Source organism: Leptospira koniambonensis, assembly GCF_004769555.1.
GTDB lineage: Bacteria > Spirochaetota > Leptospiria > Leptospirales > Leptospiraceae > Leptospira_B > Leptospira_B koniambonensis.
The window spans coordinates 61,781-81,298 of sequence record NZ_RQFY01000004.1; the positions used below are offsets into that span (position 1 = coordinate 61,781).

Here is a 19,518-nt window from a genome sequence, read left to right on the forward strand (position 1 = left end):
CCATTTCGTTGCTGCTAACTACACGAGCAACTACAATATTGAGAGGGATCTCATTTATTGATTGTTTTATATCAAGATGTATTACTCGCTGACCTAATGGATTTACTTTCTTATAATACACCTGGATTACTTTTCCCTGCAATTTCCCTTTTGATGTTGGCATTCACGAATCGATTTTTCGGACTCACTTCTCTCGCGAGACAACTTTTAGAAAAATATAGGGAAACGAGAGAAGAACTACTTGTAGCTCAGGTAAAAAATTTAAGATTTCGGATCTCACTCGTCAGATATTCTCAATCTTTTGGGATCTTGAGCCTAATATCCTGTACGTTGTCTATCGGATCTATTTCATTATATAATAATTTGGCCTGGTTCTTCTTCGGCCTATCTCTGCTATTAATGATCATGTCTTTGGTCTACTCTTTGCTCGAAATCCACTTCTCGACCAAAGCACTAACGATAGAGATCGAAGATGCTCTTAAAAACTAATTGAACGAACGGCGAAATTCAATTGGAGAAAGATTCGTTTTATTTTTGAAAAATTTGCTAAACGACTGAGAATGTTCAAATCCCAATTCATAAGCAATAGCGCTCACTGATATATCAGTGGTGGATAATTTCTCTTTTGCTTTTTCGATTAATTTATCATGGATATGTTGTTGGGTGCTTTGCCCGGTCAATACCTTCAATAATACACTTAGATAATTCGGAGAAACACCTAAGGTTTCTGCTATGGTTTGGACCGAAGGTAAACCTTTTTCTTTTAAATCGTTACTTCTGAAATATTCAGTAAGTATCTCTTCTAATCGATCCAAAATTTTATGGTTCGTAACCTTTCGAGTGATAAACTGACGATGATAAAATCTTTCTCCATAGTTAAGTAAAAGATCTAACTGAGAGATAATGATACTCTGAGTAAACTGGTCAATATTCGATCTATATTCCCTTCGAATATTCTGCAGTACTTCTATAATTGTGTCTTCTTCCTTTTCAGATAGGAATAAAGCTTCATGCACGGAATAATCAAAATATTCAAATTGTTTAATGGATTTCGCTAAAGGGCTATTCCATAAAAAATCCGGATGGATCAATAGGATCCAACCGGAATGTTTTGGGACTGAGTTATTTTCAGTTTCCACACTAAAGACTTGGCCGGGAGCGATAAAGAACATGATACCTTCGTCAAAATCATATTCTTGCTGCCCGTATTTGATCTTTGCGCCAAAATCCCTTTTAAGAGAGATTGAATAAAAATCAAATACCCAGTTTATAGAATTATTTTCAAGCTTGTGCTTGATATCCCTGTAATCAACCAAACTGATCAGAGGATGCTCAGGCATTGCTAATCCTCTGACACGATGGAACTCGGTGATCGTTTTTATTCTATGAATTGGCCGATTTTCCATATTAGTATCCTACTCAATTTTGATGAAATACTGAAGCAAATTCTTTAGCAAACTCTGTCAATTTAACCTTACCCAAACTAACAGGTCGGTTACGATAATAGTTCTCCATTAAAGTTCCGTTATGCATTGAAGCGTTCATTTCAGTAAAGCCCTTAACGATACTTGGCGACATTCCGATCGCTTTTAGATGGTTTTGCATTTCCTCATCACTGATTAGCTCCCATTTTAAATCAGGTTTTCCAATTTCTGCACCTAAAGCATTTGCAATCTCATTACAAGTCGGCTCATCACTTGCCACATAGATTATTTTTCTTCCTTCGAGTGGAGTTACAATTTCCTCAGCAACTGCTTGAGCGATATCGATGGGGGAAACCCAAGGAACCCTATCTTCTCCTCCGTAATTGGAAGCAATCCTGCCTTCTTTTTTAATCCGAGCCAGAAAACCATAAAGATTATAGTAAAAAGCAGTAGGACGCATATGAGTTAATCCTACTCCAGAAAGTTCTTTAAGAATATTTTCTACAAAATGGTGGCCCACAATGATGCCGGAATTCTTTTCCAAATGAGCACCAATACTACTCAAATGAACAACTCGTTTAACTCCTGATTTTTGGATAGCTTGTGCGTAGTTTGTACCGATCTCTTTGTAAAAAGAAATAAGATCCAGCTCATGATCAAAATAATCATTCGGAGGGATCATACAATAAACAGCATCCACTCCTTTAAAAGTTTCGGTTAGAAAATTTAGATCCTCCAGGCTGCCTATGGCAGATTTCGCACCTAAAGCTTCTATTTCGTTTTTCTTCTTGGCATTACTGCTAATAACTGTAATCGAATGTCCTTTCTTCAGTAAATCTATAGTTAAAGGTTTGCTAATATGTCCTAAAGAACCAGTAATTACGATCTTCATATTTATTTCTCCTTTGAGAATTCTATATGAACCGTATTTCAAATTTTCTAATCCATCGGATAGTATTAGTTTATCGACCATCTCTTATTCTTGTAGCCGAATCTCAGATCCTGTAGTCTTTTCTTTCTTTGCCGATCGCAGCTTAGCATTTACGATAAAGATCCCAAAGATCACAAGAAAAGCTCCACCAAGATCATATACGTTAGGCGCTTCTCCCAAAACCCAGGAAGTCAACATCGCAACTACAGGGATCAGGTTCCCAAAAACAACCGCCTTATCAGGACCAACAGCTTGGATCCCGTAATTCCAACAAAGATATCCTAAGAATGTACTTAATCCGGCCATATATAAGATTGCTAGCCAAGCCGAATTTGGAATTTCTTTAAATTCAGTATTCCAATCTCCATTGATCAAAGTTAAAACGAGTAATGTGATAGTACCGAATAATGCAGTATATGCAGTTGTTTGAATCGTAGAAACTCCCGGAATATATTTTTTCATTCCAACAGAGTAAAAGCTCCAACAAGTAGCCGCCATCAGAATAAATAATATACCTTCTCCATGAAATGCATTTAAAAGAGCAGCTATACTTCCATCGGAAATAACAAGTATAACTCCTAAGAAAGAGATCAAGGTTCCAAGATAATGCTGAAACTTAATTTTTGTCTTTAAAAGAAAGTAAGAGAGAAAGATAGCGATCGCAGGACTCGCAGCAATCACTATAGCCGCATTCATGGGAGAAGCTTTTTTCATTCCAATAAAGAAGAAAAAATTAAATCCAAATACTCCTATAATTCCAAGAGAAACAAACACGAGTAAAGTTCTTCTGTCTACTTTTAGCAATTTTCGATTCGTAATGAATACAAACAAAAATAAGAAGAAGGTAGCGAATACAAAACGAAGTGCTCCTGCTAGGCTTGGCGAGAAGTAGGTAAGTGCTTCCTTCGCCACATGAAATGTTGTCCCTGTAATGAGGGCAAAAAATATTAGAGAAAGGTATGGTTTGATAGATGACATTTTGGAGTTCCTAATTTGTTTTTAAAAGATTATCGTATTCCTTTAATTTTGCTTTCGTAAGTCGGATCATCGATTCCAGATCCTTCTTCTTTTGTTCCAGCTTTTGAAGATGTGTCTCTAAGATCCGCATCCTTTTATTTAAAGGAGGTTTGAAATTTTCTCCGCTTTCCACTTTATCCAGGATACATCCTTCTATGAAGAATTCTTTGATATCATCCAAAGACATATTCATCTCTTTTAGAGTTTTTATTCCCTTAAGGTGCCGGATTTCTTTCTCAGAATATGTTCGATCCTTTCCATACATTCTTTCCGGTTTGCGTAGAATGCCGATCTTCTCGTAATAGCGAAGAGTATAAGGGCTAAAATCAGTAATCTCTGAAATTTCGGAAATACTTAGAAACTTGCTCATTCAACCCCTCTGGTGATTCTTTCGAATCTATAGATCAGACTCACCTAGAGTTAGCTCTAAGTGTAAATTTATATGGAAATTCAGAGATTTTTTAGTTTTCTTGGTGATGTTAGTTTTCTTACTAAAGGAAACAATCTCTCACATTTTTATTTACTAAACAACTGGCACTTCCAGAATCATCTTCCTATCTATAAATATAATGGTTTTTGCTAAAGCTCAAGAGGTCTGATGAAAAATTTTCTTTCTATTCTATTTTGCACGTTATTTCTGCTTACTTGCAGTTCCGGAAATATTAAAAAAGAAAATACTGCTCCACGATTTAATTTTGATAGCTATATCTCTTCTTCCTTCGAAGAAATTGTGAGACTCACAGATGGAGTCGATGCAGAAAAAGATCCCGGATTATCCATATTCACGAATAAATATAAGATACAAATGAAATGGAGCGACTTCCCAAAAGGTATATCAAATGATTCCCAAGGATCTGCCGAACTTATTGGTAAATTTATAAATTTAGATCCTAAATTTATTGAACTATTTCAACACGAGCTTACATTAACCGTTAAGAAAAAGAAGTTTGTTTTACTTTTTCAAAGAAATCTTGTTCCATTTCTTCATGAAGAAGTTAAAAAAGGAGAACCAATTACGTTATTCGTGTTCTTTGGCGGATACAATACCTTTGGAAAGGAACATACCCTATTTGTAAACGAGTTTAAGGCTGGCAAAGAGTAATCATATCCTCTACTCAAAAAGTATCCGCATCTTCTTGCTAAAAATATAATGCTGCAAGAAGACCATATCGTCCGGATTCGAATCAAAAAAGTTTACGCCTAATTGGTATTTCCCATTCCCAATTTCCAAGAATCGAACCACTTCTCCTCTTAGTACCAGATTTCTTTCGGAGATAGGAATAAACATTTTGATTATATTATGTTGTTTTAAATAATTAAAGGTTCTTTCATCTTCTATTTCGAATAGAAGACCATTCATACTAATGTCGAGTATACGAGTTACCGCTTCTTCATTTCTAAAGTTTTCCTGGCGAATATATACTTTAGTTAAAGCGTAAGTAAGAATATCTCCGAGCTCTTCTATATATAATGCCTGCTGCTGCACTATAGAAAATTTGTCCATTGCTGTAGAGAATACTTTTACATAACCGATGGGATCGTTGAATAAACGGATCGGAGTGACTATATACGAAATTAAGAAGTTACGAACTTCTTCTTTTTGAAGTTCTCTGAAAAATTCATCTGCTTTTGCCTGCCCTTTTGTTTGGATCAAACTTAAGTATTCATCTCTGAAATTATCCAGATACGGGTCCTTCTCTTCTCCTATATAACTTTTGATTAAAGAACAATCCGGGACATAGACAGATCGATTATACTTTTTAATAAAGTCTCCGAAAAATCCTCCGTCTTTTCCGGGCCCAAAAAATACGATCTCGTAATCTTTTGAAATTCCTAGAATATATTCGGTAACCATTAAATTGATCAACTTAAGGCTTGGATTATCCTTTTTGATCTCCTTCATCAAATGGAAAAATCTTTGTTCAACGCTTAGATTTTTTCCAAGTTCCCTTTCTCCACCGCTCAAGGAACGATAGAGGATCACGTAATTCATAAAGAGGTCGTCTACTGCAACCCTTAGGTTTTTACGGAATGCGGCTGCTTGTAATTCAGAAGGGATCTTGACGCGAACGTGGTCTTCCCAAAAGTCCAGAAGTACTACTTCGAATTGATAGAGTATATTCAAGATTTCGAAACTGATTTTTGCTCTTAATATTCCCTTTGGCTGGAGATATGGAACATATAGAACAAGAGTGTCTTCGCTTACTTCTTCTACTACAGAAGTAAGTTTCTCCCCTTCATAATCGAATGGGAACTCTCTTTGATCCGCTTTCAAACTATAGAATAGGTGTTTAACTAGATTAATATCAGAACCGATGATTGTTTCTCCAAACATCGTTTCTAAAATTGTAATCAATTCCTGGAGTGTATCCGATCGTCCTACAGCCATAGCGGTCCGGGTAAAATTCTCCCGTATCTTTATTTTCGACTTCGGGACTTTAGGAATCCAGTGCGGTCTTCTTTTTTTTCGTAAATGAGACATATACGAGTATTTTCCGGAAGGAAATTGTTCGGGGGATTTTTATGCTTCTGCCGAAAAATAAAGCATGGCAGAGAACAAGTCCGAACTGAATCCAGAACTTTTCGATATGATGCGTCGTGGACAACTTTCCGCGAATAAGATCCTTAACTTGATTTCACTTAGAGAACTTGTGGATAAATTCGCTTCCAAACCTTTTTTGGAAGAAGAAAAACTCCAAGAGATCAAGGAACGCACTGGAGTAGAGCCGGACATTCTTACTTGGGGTGATTATTTTCAAACTGAGATCGCATCCCGTTATTTTGATAAAGCTGATTCTGAATTTTCTAAGATCGTGGATACTATCCGTTTCGATCTTATCTCTGCTCATCTGATCTTCTCCGCCAAACCTGATTATTTTGTGGATTCTGTTAGAGGCCAGGCTCTGGTTTCTAAGTCTATCGATAGCTCTTTCTGGACTTTAGAAGATGAAGAGAATGTTCATTTAGAAATTTTATTAGATTATTATGACCAAATGGGTATAGGAGAGAAACCTCTTTCTATTTCTGATAGAGTTTGGTACGAAAGTTTTGAATTAAAACAGGAAGCTGTTTAATGGCATTAGTTGATTCAGAAACAGTAGAACTTTCTTCCGAATCTAGAATAGAAATTCTTTATCTGAACAACCCGGAAACCAAAAACTCCATGACTGTTTCCATGGGCCATGAGTTCCAAGCTCATATAGAAAAACTAAAAAAAAATCCACCTAGAGCGGTTGTCATCACAGGCAAGAACGATATCTTCTCCGCGGGTGGTAATTTCGAATTATTAAAATCTTTCGCTGAGAAATCATTCGAACAGAACAAAAAAGAAATGTTCGAATTCTATAATCTATTCTTAAGCGTTAGAGATCTGAATGTTCCTGTAATCTGTGCAGCAAATGGTCACGCAATCGGTGCCGGTCTTTCTATCACTCTTGCTTGCGACCTAAGAGTTTTTGCAGATGAAGGAAAATACCAATTCAATTTTGTAAAATTAGGAATTCACCCAGGAATGGGATCCAGTTATCTTGCAAAAGAATTATTCGGAATGGAAACTGCAAACAGACTTTTATTCTTAGCAGAAACTGTAAGCGGTAAAGAAGCTCTTTCTTTAGGAATTTGTTATGATTCAGTTCCAAAGGGAGAAGTTCTCCAAAGAGCAACAGAGATTGCAATCTCTCTGAGCGAAAGTGCTCCTATGGCTCTTAGTGAATTAAAGAAAAATATTTACGATCGTGAAAAATTGAATGCTGCTTTGCGCAAAGAAGCAGAATCTCAAGCTCTTAACTTCCTATCCCAGGATTTCAAAGAAACGATCAAATCAATCGAAGAGAAAAGAAAGCCAGTATTTAGAGGACGATAATCAAATTGCCTGTGAAAAAACAGGCAATAGGTGAATTATAAGAGCCTACCGGCTCTTGAAACTCGAAACGAGTTATAAATTCTTTAATAAAGGTTTTAATTCTAAAAGTATTTGTTCTTCCGGAATTGCCAAATCCAGCTTATCTACTTTTTTAGGGATTCTTCCGGAAGAAACATCATCTCCCAATGCTTTGATCTTAGTTAAGATTGTTTGATCTGTACAATTAGAGATAGAGATAATATTTGGGACTTCTTTTCCCCAAGAAAATTTTAGTCCAGGTGAATCTACAAAGAAAGATTCTGTGATACCATCTCCTTCTTTGTCTATCATAGTATAAACTGTAGAATCTCCTGTAACTACGGTAACCTTCTTTCCTTTTAGAAAACGATCCACTTTGATCCGAGTATTTGTCATGTCTCGGTTCCAAATATAATAGTATAATTTATCTATCTGAGAATCGATCAATCGATCCACTGCGGTTTTAAAAAGTTGCCCGTATTTTTTCCCGACTTCTTCTTCTCCTCTCATGAGGCCATCTACTTCCCTTGGAGTGCTGGAATGTAGATAAAAGTCAGGAAGCCCATTAGAATGATTCGTATAGAATATCTGCTCTTTTCTATCACCGGGATAAGGATTCGAATCTACAGAAGTATTATGCAAAAAACCTAATAGGAATTTTTTCCTTTCTTGGGTTTTGGATTTCAATTCTTCGAACCTTGCTCTAAGTGAACTTGTTTTAGGAGAATCTTTCCCATAAATACGTTCTGTTCTTGAATATTCCGCGTAGGCAGCCTTCTCCGCTGCATAAGATTTCAAAAGTTCATCATCATATTTTAATAGAAGATCAAACTCTTTATTCTTTTCTTCTGGCTCGGAAGAAGTGCCTGGACTATTATTCGCTTTAGTAGTTTCCGCCTGGTTTGGTTCTGTTTTAGAAGAAGGTTTGGTTCTTTCCGATTCAGGTAATTTATAATATTCTTGTTCCAGGTCTTTTAGTCTGGTGAATTTATAAATTTTATTTAAGTAATCCTTTTCCTTCTCTTTTATCTGAGCTGGATCGTCGAATCCATCCTTTAAAAGAGTAAGTTGTCCTCTATCAATGATGAGTAACGTGGATTCTGAAGTATCTCTATTCAAATTTCTTTCTGGAAGAGCCTTACCTTCTTTATCCACCAATTGTATATAATGAAATGCTACACGATCTGTGCGAAAATCGTTGATGTTTGTTACATCGGGAGAATTTTGCAGATCCGGAGCTGCAGATAATATGACCCCGGAGATCAAAAGAATGAAAACGACTAAGGTTGTACGTTTGGACCCGGACATATCCTTAATACTATCGGCTTTGAAAAGGGTCAAAACAACCCTTTCGTCTAGTTAATTTAGGGAGAAAACTCCGGAATACCGGATAAATATTAAGGCTGTCTTGTATGGGTAGAAGAGAGCAAATAGCTTAAACCAGGCAGATCTCCCACTTCTCCGCCTAACTTATATTCGATACGATTTAGATCTGGATAGTTTTCGAATAAGGTTCTTTCAGTCGCTAAGAATGCAGAAGATAATAGACCTAATTTTTTACGCTCTATCTCTGCAGATTTTTGATCTTCAGTCATCTGACTCGCGTAAGTATAATCAATCCTGAACTTCATGTCTGATAGTAAGTTTTCCAATGTGGACTTTCTCAAGTCCAAGATCAAAACATCTCCTCTTTTCCAGATAGAGATGACTGAGTCTTGCAAGTTAGGAAGTTTTTTCAGATTTCGATATTGTGCAGAAGCATTCGGAACAGTAGGATCGAAATAGCTGGATTCTCCTGCTTCTCCCACTAAGGTCAAAACATCATGTCTGAAATCTTCGCCAGTTAAGAGGACCTTTCTTTTAACAGGAAATACCTGACCTTCTCCATCCGAACCGTATATTACGATTTCTTTTCTAGGATCGAAGTTTGGAAGATCATATAATGTGAATGGAACAAGTAGTTTTAATGGATTTTTTCCTGCGAGGATGAAACCGGTTAGGAATAATAATACGATGATCCAAGAATAAGTTAAGAATAATATCCTTTTGGATTCTTTGGAATCGGCAGCTCTGGTTGCCAATTCGAAAACCCATGTATAGAAGGTGTCCAAATAGGTGAGGAAGCGATTCCAAATTTCCTTAATCTTTTGCAAGTTCATACGCTCTCACACCTTCTAATATACTTTTGGCCAATTTCACTTGATGAGTTTTATCAGCCAATACCTCTGATTCTTTATTATGGGTGAGGTAACCCATTTCGACTAGGATTGCAGGCATCAAACTTCCCCTTAACACGGAAAAGTCAGCTTTCTTCACTCCTCTAGACAATATCTTTGGACCAAGGTTTTTTTTCATCTCGGATTCAACACTTCTGGCAAGAAGACGGCTTCTTCTTTGGATCATAGAGGACATCATTCCGGCCTGGATCTTCCCGTAGGAGGTCCCACCTTTTTTACCCGAAATCCCATTTTCGAATAAAGAGACTTCTCTTGCGGTTTCTGTGCTGGGTGTCTGGGATAAATAATACACTTCGAATCCATTCACGTCCGAAGAAATAGAAGCATTACAATGCAAACTTACGAATAGAACAGATCCTCCCTTTTGGATCTCTTTATTCGCGATCTCTGACCTTCTCTCTAATTCTATAAATGAATCATTGGACCTGGTCAGGATGACCCGAACTTCTGGATATACCTTATTTAGGAATTTTTTTACGAAGCGGGCCACCTGGAGAGAAACCAACTTTTCCTGGGTTCCTTTATCTGAAGAAGTCCCCGGATCTTTTCCTCCATGTCCTGCATCCACTATGATCGCAGAAAGTTTTAATCTTTCTGCTTTAGGCAATAGATCGAATATCAGTTCGTCTTCTTTAAATTCGTAACTTACATCTCCAGGTAATAAGCGTACAAAGATCGCCTCTACCAAATCAGGAGGGAGCAAGAAGTCCTTATCTTTATAGACTACTGGTAAATTCGTTTTTTCTAAACTGCCATTGATTGCGTAAAAGGAAGCACCGATCCTAAATCGGATCTCACCGGAAGCATGTGATATAGAACCTACTAAAGTAGCAGACTCGAATTTGGATTGTAGCCCCGGGATCTTTTTATGGATCTCTTCAAAGGAAACGTATCCGTTCTTGCCGATGGTTTGTATCCTGGACTCGGCAAAAACAGGTGCGCTAAAAACTAAAAAGAATCCTAACCCCCAAAGAAGGATTTGATCCTTGTCCAAATTGATCCCTTCTTCTTATCTGAAGATCTTTTAGAATCGTTTATATCGAATAAGTTACGCTTGCTCTTATCGTAATTCGATTTTTGCTTTTTATTCTCGTGATTTTGATGATTTGGAGAATGTTGTTTTTGGAAATCGGAACGTTGTTTTCCTTTCTTCTGGTTTTGGTTTTTCTGGTTTCTGTCTTTACGACCGCCATTGGAACCAAATACACTGTCCGCTTTTTGTAAAAACTCTTGGGCTTCTTGGATAGCAGCTTCTGGTCTTTTTTTATGACCACCGTGTTGCTGCTTGCCGCCTGATTTAGAATCTCTATTGAAATCTTTTTTGCGATCTCCAGATTCTTTGTTCCAGGTTTTTTCCCCTCTTTGATTTCCGCCGTTACCGTTACGTTGGAAATCACCCCTTTGTTTTTTAGGACCTCTGTCGCCTCTTCTTTGGTTCCTGTTTCCATTTCTTTCGACAGGAGCATTATCAAATGCATCTCCACCTACAAAAACTTGGAACTCACCAGCAGGGAATGTAAGTGCTTCTTCGTGGACTGGCAGGACATCTATCTTTTGTTTCAGATATTTTTCGATCTTCTCCAATTCAACATAATCCGATTCGGAGCAGAAGCTGATGGATTTACCAACTCTTCCTGCCCTTGCAGTTCTTCCGATCCTATGCACATAATTCTCAGTATCCTGAGGAAGATCAAAATTGAAAACTACTTCGATATTTTCTACGTCGATACCGCGGCTTGCAACATCAGTCGCGACCATAAACTTGAACTTTCCGGATTTAAAATCCCTCATCAATCTAAGTCTTTTTTTCTGGTCAAGGTCAGAAGAAATCCCCGTGATAGGAATTCCATATTTTCTGAGAGAATAGACTATTTTTGGAATATTCGCTTTAAAATTTGTGAATATAATTCCTTGTCCTTCTAATTCTTCAGCAAGAATGGAGTTCACCATATAAGGTAACTTCTCCTCTCTTCCCAAATGAACTAGTTTCTGATCTATTCTTTCTGTGATCAGCTTATCTGGATTGATCTGGATCTCAACAGGCTCGTTCATAAAACGATATGCAAGTCGCATAACTTCGACCGAGAGAGTTGCAGAAAAAAGTAAGGTTTGTTTTCTATTCTTACATTTATGAAGAAGCCAACGTATATCGTAAATGAAACCCATGTCCAACATACGATCCGCTTCATCCAAAATGAAGAACTCGACCTTTTCTAGATCAGCGCTTCCGCTTCTTGCTAGATCGATCAATCTTCCTGGAGTTGCAACAATAAGACCGTTGAGTCCATTTAGATCTCTGTTCTGGACTTTATAATCAGTTCCACCAATGATTGGAACAACTCGATAGTCTGTATGTTTCAGTAACTTTTCGGCTTCTTCCGAAATTTGGATCACTAACTCTCTAGTAGGAGCAAGGATCAAAGTACTGACCCCTTGTATTCCTCTTGTCAAGATGGAGTGAATGGTTGGCACCAAGAATGCCACAGTTTTACCGGTTCCTGTTTGTGCTAAACCAGTAACATCCCTACCTTCTATTCCGGGCGGGATTGCTTTTTCTTGTATAGGAGTGAGCTCAATAAATCCTGCGTCTTGGATTGCTTTTTGCAGGTTAGGCTCTAGATTTAATTCTTCGAATTTCATATTTTTTTAATCGCGATTGAGTGGAATGTGTCGGCGTAGCAGGAGAGGTTTGCGTAGCGAACAAAGAGCCGATGTGTCAGGTATTTGCCTTTCCATCCCTTATCTCTATTAGGGTGGTATGACATTGGTTTCTTATATACCGTGACGAGACCGTACATTTTCAACAGTTTTTTAAGAGAATCGGGTGAGTAATCCCAAAAATGGTCCGACGGATGAGTACGAAACCATTCCTCAGGATTGGTTTGGAAAGAAGGTCCATTCAATGAAGGAAGACCTAAGAATAATAGCCCACCCGGCTTTAACAATTTATTAATCCTCTCGAGAACAAGCTCCGCATTCGGAAAATGTTCTATTACAAAAAACGCACAGACCGCATCGAAAGTTTCTTTGGGAAAAATGGAATCATCCAAGAAAGAACCGGAGACAACATCCAAACCTAATTTATCTTTGGAGTATTCCGCTTCTGTGGAAGAAAGTTCCAGACCTTTAACTTTGTATCCCTTTTTCTCCGCTTCGGATAAGAAGAAGCCAGCGGCAGATCCTATTTCGAAAAGAGTTTTACCTTTCGGATCTTGGAATGCGCTCATCATTTCTAAACGTGCCTTGGCTAAATTTCTAAGCTGAGGTTCGTCCTCGTAGTAGGTCTTTTTGTACTGATTCTTGTATTCTTCCTGAAAGTAGGAATCTTCGTAATCCCTTTCCTTTGCCAATTTATAGAAATGGACCCCCGTGCGACGGCATACCATATAGGCTTCCGGATATTCTGGGTGAGGTTCCAATTCGAGTATTGAGGACATGCTTGCCTACAAGAAGCTTGTCATAAAGTCTTCCCTACGTAAAGGAAAATCCCCGGGCCTGGAACGAAATACGTGCTTGAAAAAACGAGAAACCATCCAGGAATAGAAGAGAAACGGGAAAAGGAAGCCCTCATAGAATGAGCATACTCGAAAAAATCAAATCCCTTGGGTTGGAACTCCCACCGGCACCCAAGGCGATTGCAGCTTATATACCTGCCATACAAACAGGAAATCTGGTATTCACTTCCGGCCAATTGCCTTTAAAAGATGGCAAGCTCATGCTTACAGGAACTCTGGGGGCTGGACTTTCAATTGATGATGTAAAGGCTGCCACTGAACAAGCTGCATTGAACGGACTTGCAGCAATTGCAGGAGTCATCGGAGATTTGGATAAAGTAAAGAGTATTGTAAAGATAGGAGTATTTGTTTCATCTAGCCCTGATTTTATTGAACAACATCTAGTCGCAAATCATGCATCCAATCTACTCTTAAGTATTTTTGGAGAAGCAGGACGTCATGCACGCTTCGCAGTGGGGAATTCTTCTCTTCCATTAGGAGCTCCAGTAGAAGTAGAAATGACGGTTTCTTTAGGATGATCAAAAACCTTCTCAGAGATCTAAGCCTGGCATTGCCCGCAACATCTATAGTTTTAAATGGATGGAAAAGATTTCTTTCTCAACTTTTAGGAAGATTTATAGAATTCTATTCTGAAAAAAGTGGAAAGGAAAAGTTAATCTTTGTTTTAGCATTGTTACAATTATTCTTTAGCTTAGGAAGTTGGATCAATTATTCCATCAATTTAGGCGTAGAATCCCAGCAAGATCTGATTTCTAAACTAGGTAGCTTTTTCGGAATAGAACCAAATCGAAGTGGCTTAGAAGAAGTGAATGTAAGAACTGCGGCTAATATATTTTTCATCATCCCTTGCTTTTTGACATTCTTCTTTGGTGGTTTCTGGAGAAGTGAATGGGTAGGAAAAACAATTGTTATCCTGCAAGGATTTTCAGGTGGATTATTATTCTTAGGGATCTTATTGCCGGATGTATTCTTTGTAAGTTTTATTAGAGACCAGGACTATTATTATAATTTTAACTTTTATGCGTTTTGTTCTTTTTGGGCATTAACAACAATTTCTTCCCTAACATTATGGAATTCTAAAATTTAAGTGAATCTGATGGATACTTTCGACTGGGATTCCATCAGACATCCTTTATTTCTTACACTTAAGGTAACATTTTTTTCTACATTCTTGGCTGCATTACTCGGAATATTTTTCGCGTATTGGATGTCCAAGCTTAGATTTTTTGGAAGAGCATTTGCAGATGCAATATTGACCTTACCAATGGTCCTTCCACCGACAGTTCTCGGATATTACCTATTGGTGGTATTCGGCAAAAAAGGAATACTTGGACATCTTCTCCTAGAACAATTCCAATATTCTATATTATTTAATTTGCATGGAGCAGTTTTAGCATCTACAATCGTTTCTTTTCCTTTAGTATATAGATCTGCGAAAGCGGCCTTCGAAGATCTGGATCCAGAATACGAAGAAATTGCACTCACTTTGGGAAAATCAAAATGGGAAACTTTTTTAACTGTAATACTTCCACTTTCCTGGAGAGGAATTTTAGCAGGAGCTATGATGGCTTACGCAAGAGGAATGGGAGAATTCGGAGCCACATTAATGATCGCAGGAAATATTCCCGAAAAAACACAAACGATCGCACTTGCAATTTATGATTCTGTTCAATCTGGAAAAGATGAATTTTCTTTGGTCCTAGTATTTGTAGCATCTATTACTTGTGTATTGGTATTGACAGTTTCTGGGATCTTACTTAAAAAATCTCATTGGTAAGGATATTAGGACACGAATGATCAAAAGATTATATATATTACTCCCAGTTTTACTTCTACTCATCCAATCCCCTTCTTATTCACAAGAGAAGGAAAAAGAGATCACAATCTCAGCGGCATCTAGCTTAACCGATGTATTGAAAGAACTCGGAACAACATTCAAACAAAAGACAGGTATCAAAGCGGTATTCAATTTCGGATCTTCCGGAAGTTTATACCAACAAATAGAAAAAGGCGCTCCAGTAGATGTTTTCATCTCTGCCGATCAGGATATCGTAGATAAAGGGATCAAAGCAGAAGTTTTGGAATCTTCTACAAAGACGATCTTACTCAAAAATACCTTAGTCCTCATTCAGCCTAAAACTAGCGAACTCAAGATCAAAAAATTAGAAGACCTACAATTACCTGAGATCAAAAAGATTGCGATCGGAAATCCAAGTTCAGTTCCCGCAGGAAAATACGCAGAAGAAGCTCTAACCAAAAGTAATCTTAATGTTTCCTTAAAAGAAAAGTTTATCCCTGCAGAAAACGTAAGACAGGTTTTGGATTATGTTGGAAGAGAAGAAGTAGAAGCTGGATTTGTATACGTCACAGATGCAGCAATCGCAGAATCTAAAGTTAAGATCGCACTCATTCTAAGCGGGCACAAACCGATTTTATACCCAGGAATTTTAGTAACTGGAACCAAAAATTCAGAAGAAGCAAAATCCTTCTTAGATTTTTTAAAAAAATCTCCGGAAGCAAAAGAAGCTTTTCTAAAATATAAGTTTATACTTCCTTAATGTCTTTAACCGTAGATATCCGAAAAAAACTCTCCGATGGAAATCGAAAATTCGAGCTGGATGTTCAGTTCGAATTTTCTGGAGAATTTCAGGTATTATACGGTCCGTCTGGCGCAGGAAAAAGTCTCACCTTAAGAGCATTAGCCGGTCTTTTAAAACCAGATTCTGGAAAAATATCTTTTGCAAACACTGTCTATTTTGACTCTTCTTCCAAAAAATATATTCCTCCTCAAAAGAGAAATCTAGGCTATGTTCCTCAAAGTTATGGGTTATTCCCTCATCTCACTGTCAGAAAAAATATCGAATTCGGATTAAACAAATTCTTTCGCATTACTAGTCAAAAAGACAAAGAAACAGTTTCTTATCTGATGAACTTATTCGAGATACAGGAAACTTCTGAAAGTTATCCAAAACATCTTTCAGGCGGGCAAAAACAAAGAGCGGCGATCGCAAGAGCACTTGCAAGAGATCCTAAAATTTTACTTTTAGATGAACCGTTTGCAGCACTTCATACGGATCTAAGACAGAAGATGAGAGAAGAATTAAAAAGTTTAAGGAAGAAGATCAGTATGCCAATTCTTCTGATCTCACATGATCCCAAAGACCTAGAATATTTTGGGACTTCTGCTCTTTATATGGAAGATGGTAAAATAATCAGCAAACGTTCTTAATAATCGAAAATCCCAAGATCCATTTTAGCTTCTTCAGAAGCCATTGCGCGAGGATCCCATTTAGGAGTCCAAACTACTTCCACATCTACAGAGTTGATACCCTCTACTCTAAGAGCATTATCTTGGATGTCCTTTTTCATTTGAGGGCCGGCGGGACAAGCCATAGAAGTATAAGTCATTTCGATCCTGGCCTTATCACCTTCTACCTGGATCTTATAGATCAGACCTAACTCCGCCACGGAGATCCCTATCTCTGGATCTTCTACCCTATGGATCTCAGCGTAGACCCTTTTTTCGATCTCTTGAGTTGGTTGTTCTAATAATTGCATCTAACAATTAGTCTATCCAGACAGCGGCTTCGTGTAAAGAATTTTAAGGCTTCTATTGTTTTTCATCAGAACGGTTTTAAGAATGGGGCGATTAATCCAATGATCAATACCAACCAATTCGGAACTTTCAGAAAAACCATCATAGAAAACAATCCGCCAAATACGAATAGATCGTAAACAGAATATACAGAAGAAGTGAATACAGGAGTGCAGAATGCGGACAATAAAATTCCCAAAGCAGAAAACTGGATCGCATCAATCACTGTTCTCATTTTTGGATAATTTCGGATCTCTTCCCAAAGAGGAAAAAATCCAAATACCAAGAGAAAGGATGGAAAAAATACAAATAAAGTAGATAAGACCGCTCCACCTGGACCTGAGATCATATAGCCTAAATAAGAAGCGAATGTAAACAAAGGACCGGGCATCGCTTGAGCTGCCCCATATCCTGCTAAAAACTCTTCCTTTCCGATCCAACCTTGTCTTATCACTTCATTTTCTAATAAAGGAAGAACAACATGTCCTCCACCAAATACTAATGCACCCGATCTATAAAATGAATCAGAGATCGCAAAAGATAAAATCCCAGAGAATGATCTTAATAAAGGTAATATTAAAAGAAGAAAAAAGAAAGATCCTAAGGACCAGAATGCGATCTTTTTAGGAATGGAGAAGGAAACAGAAACATTAGGAAGATCAGACTCTTCTTTAAATAGAAAAAATCCAATACTTGCTCCGATCAAAATTACAATCAGCTGAGTAAATGCCCCCGAAAATACTAGTGCAATAATTGCAGAGCCAATGACCATATAGATCTTATAAGGATGGTTTTTGGAATTTTTCCACATGGTCAAAATTGCATGAGCCACAACTGCAGCAGCGACTAATTTTAAACCGTGGATCCATTTCAGATTTGGAACTATATTCGATTTTAATAAAATTCCAAAACCAACCATCAGTATTATAGAAGGAAGTGTAAATCCAATCCAGGCTATACATCCAGCTTTCCAACCGGATCGAAGAGTTCCGATACAGATCCCCAATTGGCTGCTTGCAGGACCAGGAAGAAATTGGCAGACCGCCAATAATTCTTTATAAACTTCTTCAGTGATCCATTTTTTGCGAATTACAAATTCTTGATAGAAATATGCTAAATGTGCAGTGGGCCCACCGAAAGAGATCAAACCTAGTTTTAAAAAAGTGAAGAAGACTTCTTTCATTCAAAAAAACTATTTAGGCCCTGCGTGTCGACTCCGCAAGACCTTTTGAAAAATTTAATCCTCTACTGGGATCCAAATTTCCAATCCGCCCATCCCTGTGATTGGATTGAATTCTTTGCCATATCTTTCTAAGTTCGCACCTTCGAATGGTTTTACCCCTGAATCAGGAAACCATTTACCTGCTGCTGCAAATGTTGCTCTGATCCCAGCGATATGGCCCTTATGAGTAAACACAGCATATTTCTGTGTAGGGATCTTTAATACCTGAAACTCTTTAGGTAAACCGGAAGAATTGGAAACTTCTACACCACACATATAATCGAAGTTACCTTCTGCATCGAAATTATAACAAACTCCGTATGCAGCATCTCCAACTTGAGAAGGAATGTTTCCAAGATATGCTCCAAAACTTTGCCATTGGTTTGGAATTCCTGCAGGCATTTGGCAATCGTAATGTTCTACAGTGCCTGCAAAAAGTCTAGGTGGGATAGTTTCGAATCTGGGTGGATCGATTTTAGGAATTGGTTCAGCGTTCAAGGTGATAGCCTCCACTAAGTTCACATTACCAAGATGACCCTGGGACTTAAGTTGTTCTGGAGTGATCGAAAACTGATCTCTAAAAGCTCTTGTAAATGCCTCGTGAGATCCGTAACCAATATCCAAAGCGAGATCTAAAATATTGGAGCTTTTTTCTACCAATATCTTTGCAGCCTCACTTAAACGTCGTCCTCTTAGATATCTCATCAAAGAAATTCCCATAGTTAAAGAGAAAGTTCGTGTCAGATGAAAGGGAGAAACCCCTGCATTCTTTGCGACATCTTCTAAAGAAATATCTTCTTTAGAATGACCTTCTATAAACCAGAGAGCTTTTTGAACGAAATCCATTACAGTCCTTGGTACTGTTTCTAAGTATCCTAAACTTTATCTTTTACTCTTGCTTGATAGTTCTTGCGATCTGAATTTTTTTTGGGATATAATTTAAAACCTAGTTTTTGGGCTACAGATCTGAATTTTTCGTCCATGGAACAAAGGATCAATTCGTCGGAGATTGACTTTCGGATATGCAATGCAGTCGCCAAATGAGCGGCATCCAATGATTTTAATTCCAGGACTTCCTTATTTTTTCGAATTTCCGTTCGAATATCGTCGTCTAGATTTTTTAAATTGATCTGAGAAATGAACTCACCCAGGAATCCTTCTGCATCTTTAATCCAATTTTTAGATAAATGTTTGGCTTCTTTAGAATAAATGAAATGTAAACTTCTGAAACTTTCTATCTCAAGTAAGATAGAACCGAATTTGAGATCCGATTTATTAAAATAATCTAAATGGTCTTCGTAACCTGCCTCTGCATAAAGAATATTTAATAGAAGACTAGTATCTATATATAAGACCATTTAATCCCTGTCCGCTTGGTAAGCCTCCTTCCAAGCTGTAGAGATTTTGGTTTTGATTCCAGCATTTAATAATAAGGATTTTGGAATATTGATTCCTTTCTGATTTTTAGCAGGAACAATAGAATTAGAAGCCACTGCTTCTTCTAAATATTGTTTGGTAAGATCCGATTTTTGGTCGAATTTTTTGATCTCTGCGATAGGTTGATTTCTGTCCAAAATGAGGACGGTCTCCCCACCTCGCACAAAATCCAGAAAACTGCTTAGATTATTTTTAAGATCCTTGATCCCGACCGCTTTCATGCCATTATAGTAGCTACCGTAGCCACCTTTGTCAATCCT

Annotated in this window: 24 protein-coding genes; 9 read left to right on the forward strand and 15 right to left on the reverse strand. The window is 37.6% G+C overall.

The genetic code is table 11. The features are described 5' to 3' along the window. Positions 1-96: 96 nt before the first annotated feature. Positions 97-489 carry a DUF2721 domain-containing protein gene (locus tag EHQ52_RS04320; RefSeq protein ID WP_135615645.1) on the forward strand — a complete coding sequence of 131 codons (393 nt, stop codon included), beginning with the start codon at positions 97-99 and terminating at the stop codon, positions 487-489. On the opposite strand, the gene EHQ52_RS04325 is transcribed toward EHQ52_RS04320, so the two are convergent. The 4 genes from EHQ52_RS04325 to EHQ52_RS04340 form a co-directional block, all read right to left on the reverse strand. Further along, positions 486-1,406, reverse strand: a complete 921-nt coding sequence (locus EHQ52_RS04325; RefSeq protein ID WP_135614049.1) for a helix-turn-helix domain-containing protein — start codon at positions 1,404-1,406, stop codon at positions 486-488. The genes EHQ52_RS04320 and EHQ52_RS04325 overlap by 4 nt on opposite strands. 13 nt (positions 1,407-1,419) lie before the next feature. Then, positions 1,420-2,316, reverse strand: a complete 897-nt coding sequence (locus tag EHQ52_RS04330; RefSeq protein ID WP_135614050.1) for an NmrA family NAD(P)-binding protein — start codon at positions 2,314-2,316, stop codon at positions 1,420-1,422. Positions 2,317-2,400: 84 nt separating this feature from the next. Then, entirely contained in the window at positions 2,401-3,333 is a 933-nt protein-coding gene (locus tag EHQ52_RS04335; RefSeq protein ID WP_135614051.1) for a DMT family transporter, read from the reverse strand. Between the two features lie 10 nt (positions 3,334-3,343). Continuing rightward, positions 3,344-3,742, reverse strand: a complete 399-nt coding sequence (locus tag EHQ52_RS04340) for a MerR family transcriptional regulator (protein ID WP_135614052.1) — start codon at positions 3,740-3,742, stop codon at positions 3,344-3,346. A 228-nt stretch (positions 3,743-3,970) separates the two neighbouring features. Between EHQ52_RS04340 and EHQ52_RS04345 the strand changes: the two genes are divergently transcribed. Further along, positions 3,971-4,474 carry a hypothetical protein gene (locus tag EHQ52_RS04345; protein WP_135614053.1) on the forward strand — a complete coding sequence of 168 codons (504 nt, stop codon included), beginning with the start codon at positions 3,971-3,973 and terminating at the stop codon, positions 4,472-4,474. A 9-nt stretch (positions 4,475-4,483) separates the two neighbouring features. Here EHQ52_RS04345 and EHQ52_RS04350 read toward each other — a convergent pair whose 3' ends face one another. After that, on the reverse strand, positions 4,484-5,761 hold the full coding sequence (locus tag EHQ52_RS04350; RefSeq protein ID WP_135614054.1) for a PilZ domain-containing protein: 1,278 nt from the start codon (positions 5,759-5,761) through the stop codon (positions 4,484-4,486). A gap of 157 nt (positions 5,762-5,918) precedes the next feature. Here EHQ52_RS04350 and EHQ52_RS04355 point away from each other — a divergent pair, with 157 nt between their 5' ends. Together EHQ52_RS04355 and EHQ52_RS04360 are read left to right on the forward strand one after the other, a co-directional pair. Continuing rightward, positions 5,919-6,446: a hypothetical protein gene (locus EHQ52_RS04355; protein WP_135614055.1), complete on the forward strand. Its 528-nt coding sequence runs from the start codon at positions 5,919-5,921 to the stop codon at positions 6,444-6,446. Beyond that, entirely contained in the window at positions 6,446-7,234 is a 789-nt protein-coding gene (locus EHQ52_RS04360) for an enoyl-CoA hydratase/isomerase family protein (RefSeq protein WP_135614056.1), read from the forward strand. Before EHQ52_RS04355 ends, EHQ52_RS04360 begins: the two co-directional genes overlap by 1 nt. Positions 7,235-7,306: 72 nt before the next feature. Here the strand turns inward: EHQ52_RS04360 and EHQ52_RS04365 are convergent, their stop codons facing one another. The 5 genes from EHQ52_RS04365 to EHQ52_RS04385 form a co-directional block, all read right to left on the reverse strand. Then, positions 7,307-8,560, reverse strand: a complete 1,254-nt coding sequence (locus tag EHQ52_RS04365; RefSeq protein WP_135615646.1) for a hypothetical protein — start codon at positions 8,558-8,560, stop codon at positions 7,307-7,309. An 89-nt stretch (positions 8,561-8,649) separates the two neighbouring features. Then, a complete protein-coding gene (locus EHQ52_RS04370; protein WP_135614057.1) occupies positions 8,650-9,411 on the reverse strand; it encodes an LIC_10740 family protein in 762 nt (253 codons plus the stop codon). Further along, positions 9,392-10,483, reverse strand: coding sequence for an N-acetylmuramoyl-L-alanine amidase family protein (locus EHQ52_RS04375; protein ID WP_135614058.1), 1,092 nt, complete (start codon positions 10,481-10,483; stop codon positions 9,392-9,394). Before EHQ52_RS04375 ends, EHQ52_RS04370 begins: the two co-directional genes overlap by 20 nt. Continuing rightward, the gene (locus EHQ52_RS04380) at positions 10,450-12,129 is read right to left on the reverse strand and encodes a DEAD/DEAH box helicase (RefSeq protein WP_135614059.1); all 1,680 of its coding nucleotides are present in this window, start codon (positions 12,127-12,129) and stop codon (positions 10,450-10,452) included. Before EHQ52_RS04380 ends, EHQ52_RS04375 begins: the two co-directional genes overlap by 34 nt. Next, entirely contained in the window at positions 12,126-12,926 is an 801-nt protein-coding gene (locus EHQ52_RS04385) for a class I SAM-dependent methyltransferase (protein WP_135614060.1), read from the reverse strand. The genes EHQ52_RS04380 and EHQ52_RS04385 overlap by 4 nt, the downstream gene beginning before the upstream one ends. 137 nt (positions 12,927-13,063) lie before the next feature. Between EHQ52_RS04385 and EHQ52_RS04390 the strand changes: the two genes are divergently transcribed. Genes EHQ52_RS04390 through EHQ52_RS04410 form a run of 5 tightly spaced genes read left to right on the forward strand, consistent with a single transcriptional unit; the run spans position 13,064 to position 16,233 of the window. Then, complete coding sequence (locus EHQ52_RS04390; protein WP_135614061.1) at positions 13,064-13,522, forward strand: RidA family protein; 459 nt, start codon at positions 13,064-13,066, stop codon at positions 13,520-13,522. Then, positions 13,519-14,091, forward strand: a complete 573-nt coding sequence (locus EHQ52_RS04395) for a hypothetical protein (RefSeq protein WP_135614062.1) — start codon at positions 13,519-13,521, stop codon at positions 14,089-14,091. Before EHQ52_RS04390 ends, EHQ52_RS04395 begins: the two co-directional genes overlap by 4 nt. A gap of 9 nt (positions 14,092-14,100) precedes the next feature. Beyond that, a complete protein-coding gene (modB, locus tag EHQ52_RS04400; protein ID WP_135614063.1) occupies positions 14,101-14,781 on the forward strand; it encodes a molybdate ABC transporter permease subunit in 681 nt (226 codons plus the stop codon). A gap of 16 nt (positions 14,782-14,797) precedes the next feature. Continuing rightward, positions 14,798-15,562: a molybdate ABC transporter substrate-binding protein gene (gene modA / locus EHQ52_RS04405; protein ID WP_135614064.1), complete on the forward strand. Its 765-nt coding sequence runs from the start codon at positions 14,798-14,800 to the stop codon at positions 15,560-15,562. Then, a complete protein-coding gene (locus EHQ52_RS04410; RefSeq protein WP_135614065.1) occupies positions 15,562-16,233 on the forward strand; it encodes an ATP-binding cassette domain-containing protein in 672 nt (223 codons plus the stop codon). The genes modA and EHQ52_RS04410 overlap by 1 nt, the downstream gene beginning before the upstream one ends. Here EHQ52_RS04410 and EHQ52_RS04415 read toward each other — a convergent pair. The 5 genes from EHQ52_RS04415 to EHQ52_RS04435 form a co-directional block, all read right to left on the reverse strand. Continuing rightward, complete coding sequence (locus tag EHQ52_RS04415; RefSeq protein ID WP_100706353.1) at positions 16,230-16,562, reverse strand: metal-sulfur cluster assembly factor; 333 nt, start codon at positions 16,560-16,562, stop codon at positions 16,230-16,232. The genes EHQ52_RS04410 and EHQ52_RS04415 overlap by 4 nt on opposite strands. A 65-nt stretch (positions 16,563-16,627) precedes the next feature. Continuing rightward, the gene (gene chrA / locus EHQ52_RS04420) at positions 16,628-17,782 is read right to left on the reverse strand and encodes a chromate efflux transporter (protein WP_135614066.1); all 1,155 of its coding nucleotides are present in this window, start codon (positions 17,780-17,782) and stop codon (positions 16,628-16,630) included. A 54-nt stretch (positions 17,783-17,836) separates the two neighbouring features. Continuing rightward, on the reverse strand, positions 17,837-18,667 hold the full coding sequence (locus tag EHQ52_RS04425; protein ID WP_135614067.1) for an AraC family transcriptional regulator: 831 nt from the start codon (positions 18,665-18,667) through the stop codon (positions 17,837-17,839). A gap of 29 nt (positions 18,668-18,696) precedes the next feature. After that, positions 18,697-19,179, reverse strand: a complete 483-nt coding sequence (locus EHQ52_RS04430) for a PIN domain-containing protein (RefSeq protein ID WP_135614068.1) — start codon at positions 19,177-19,179, stop codon at positions 18,697-18,699. Beyond that, positions 19,180-19,479 carry a type II toxin-antitoxin system Phd/YefM family antitoxin gene (locus tag EHQ52_RS04435; protein WP_135615647.1) on the reverse strand — a complete coding sequence of 100 codons (300 nt, stop codon included), beginning with the start codon at positions 19,477-19,479 and terminating at the stop codon, positions 19,180-19,182. Positions 19,480-19,518: the final 39 nt, after the last annotated feature.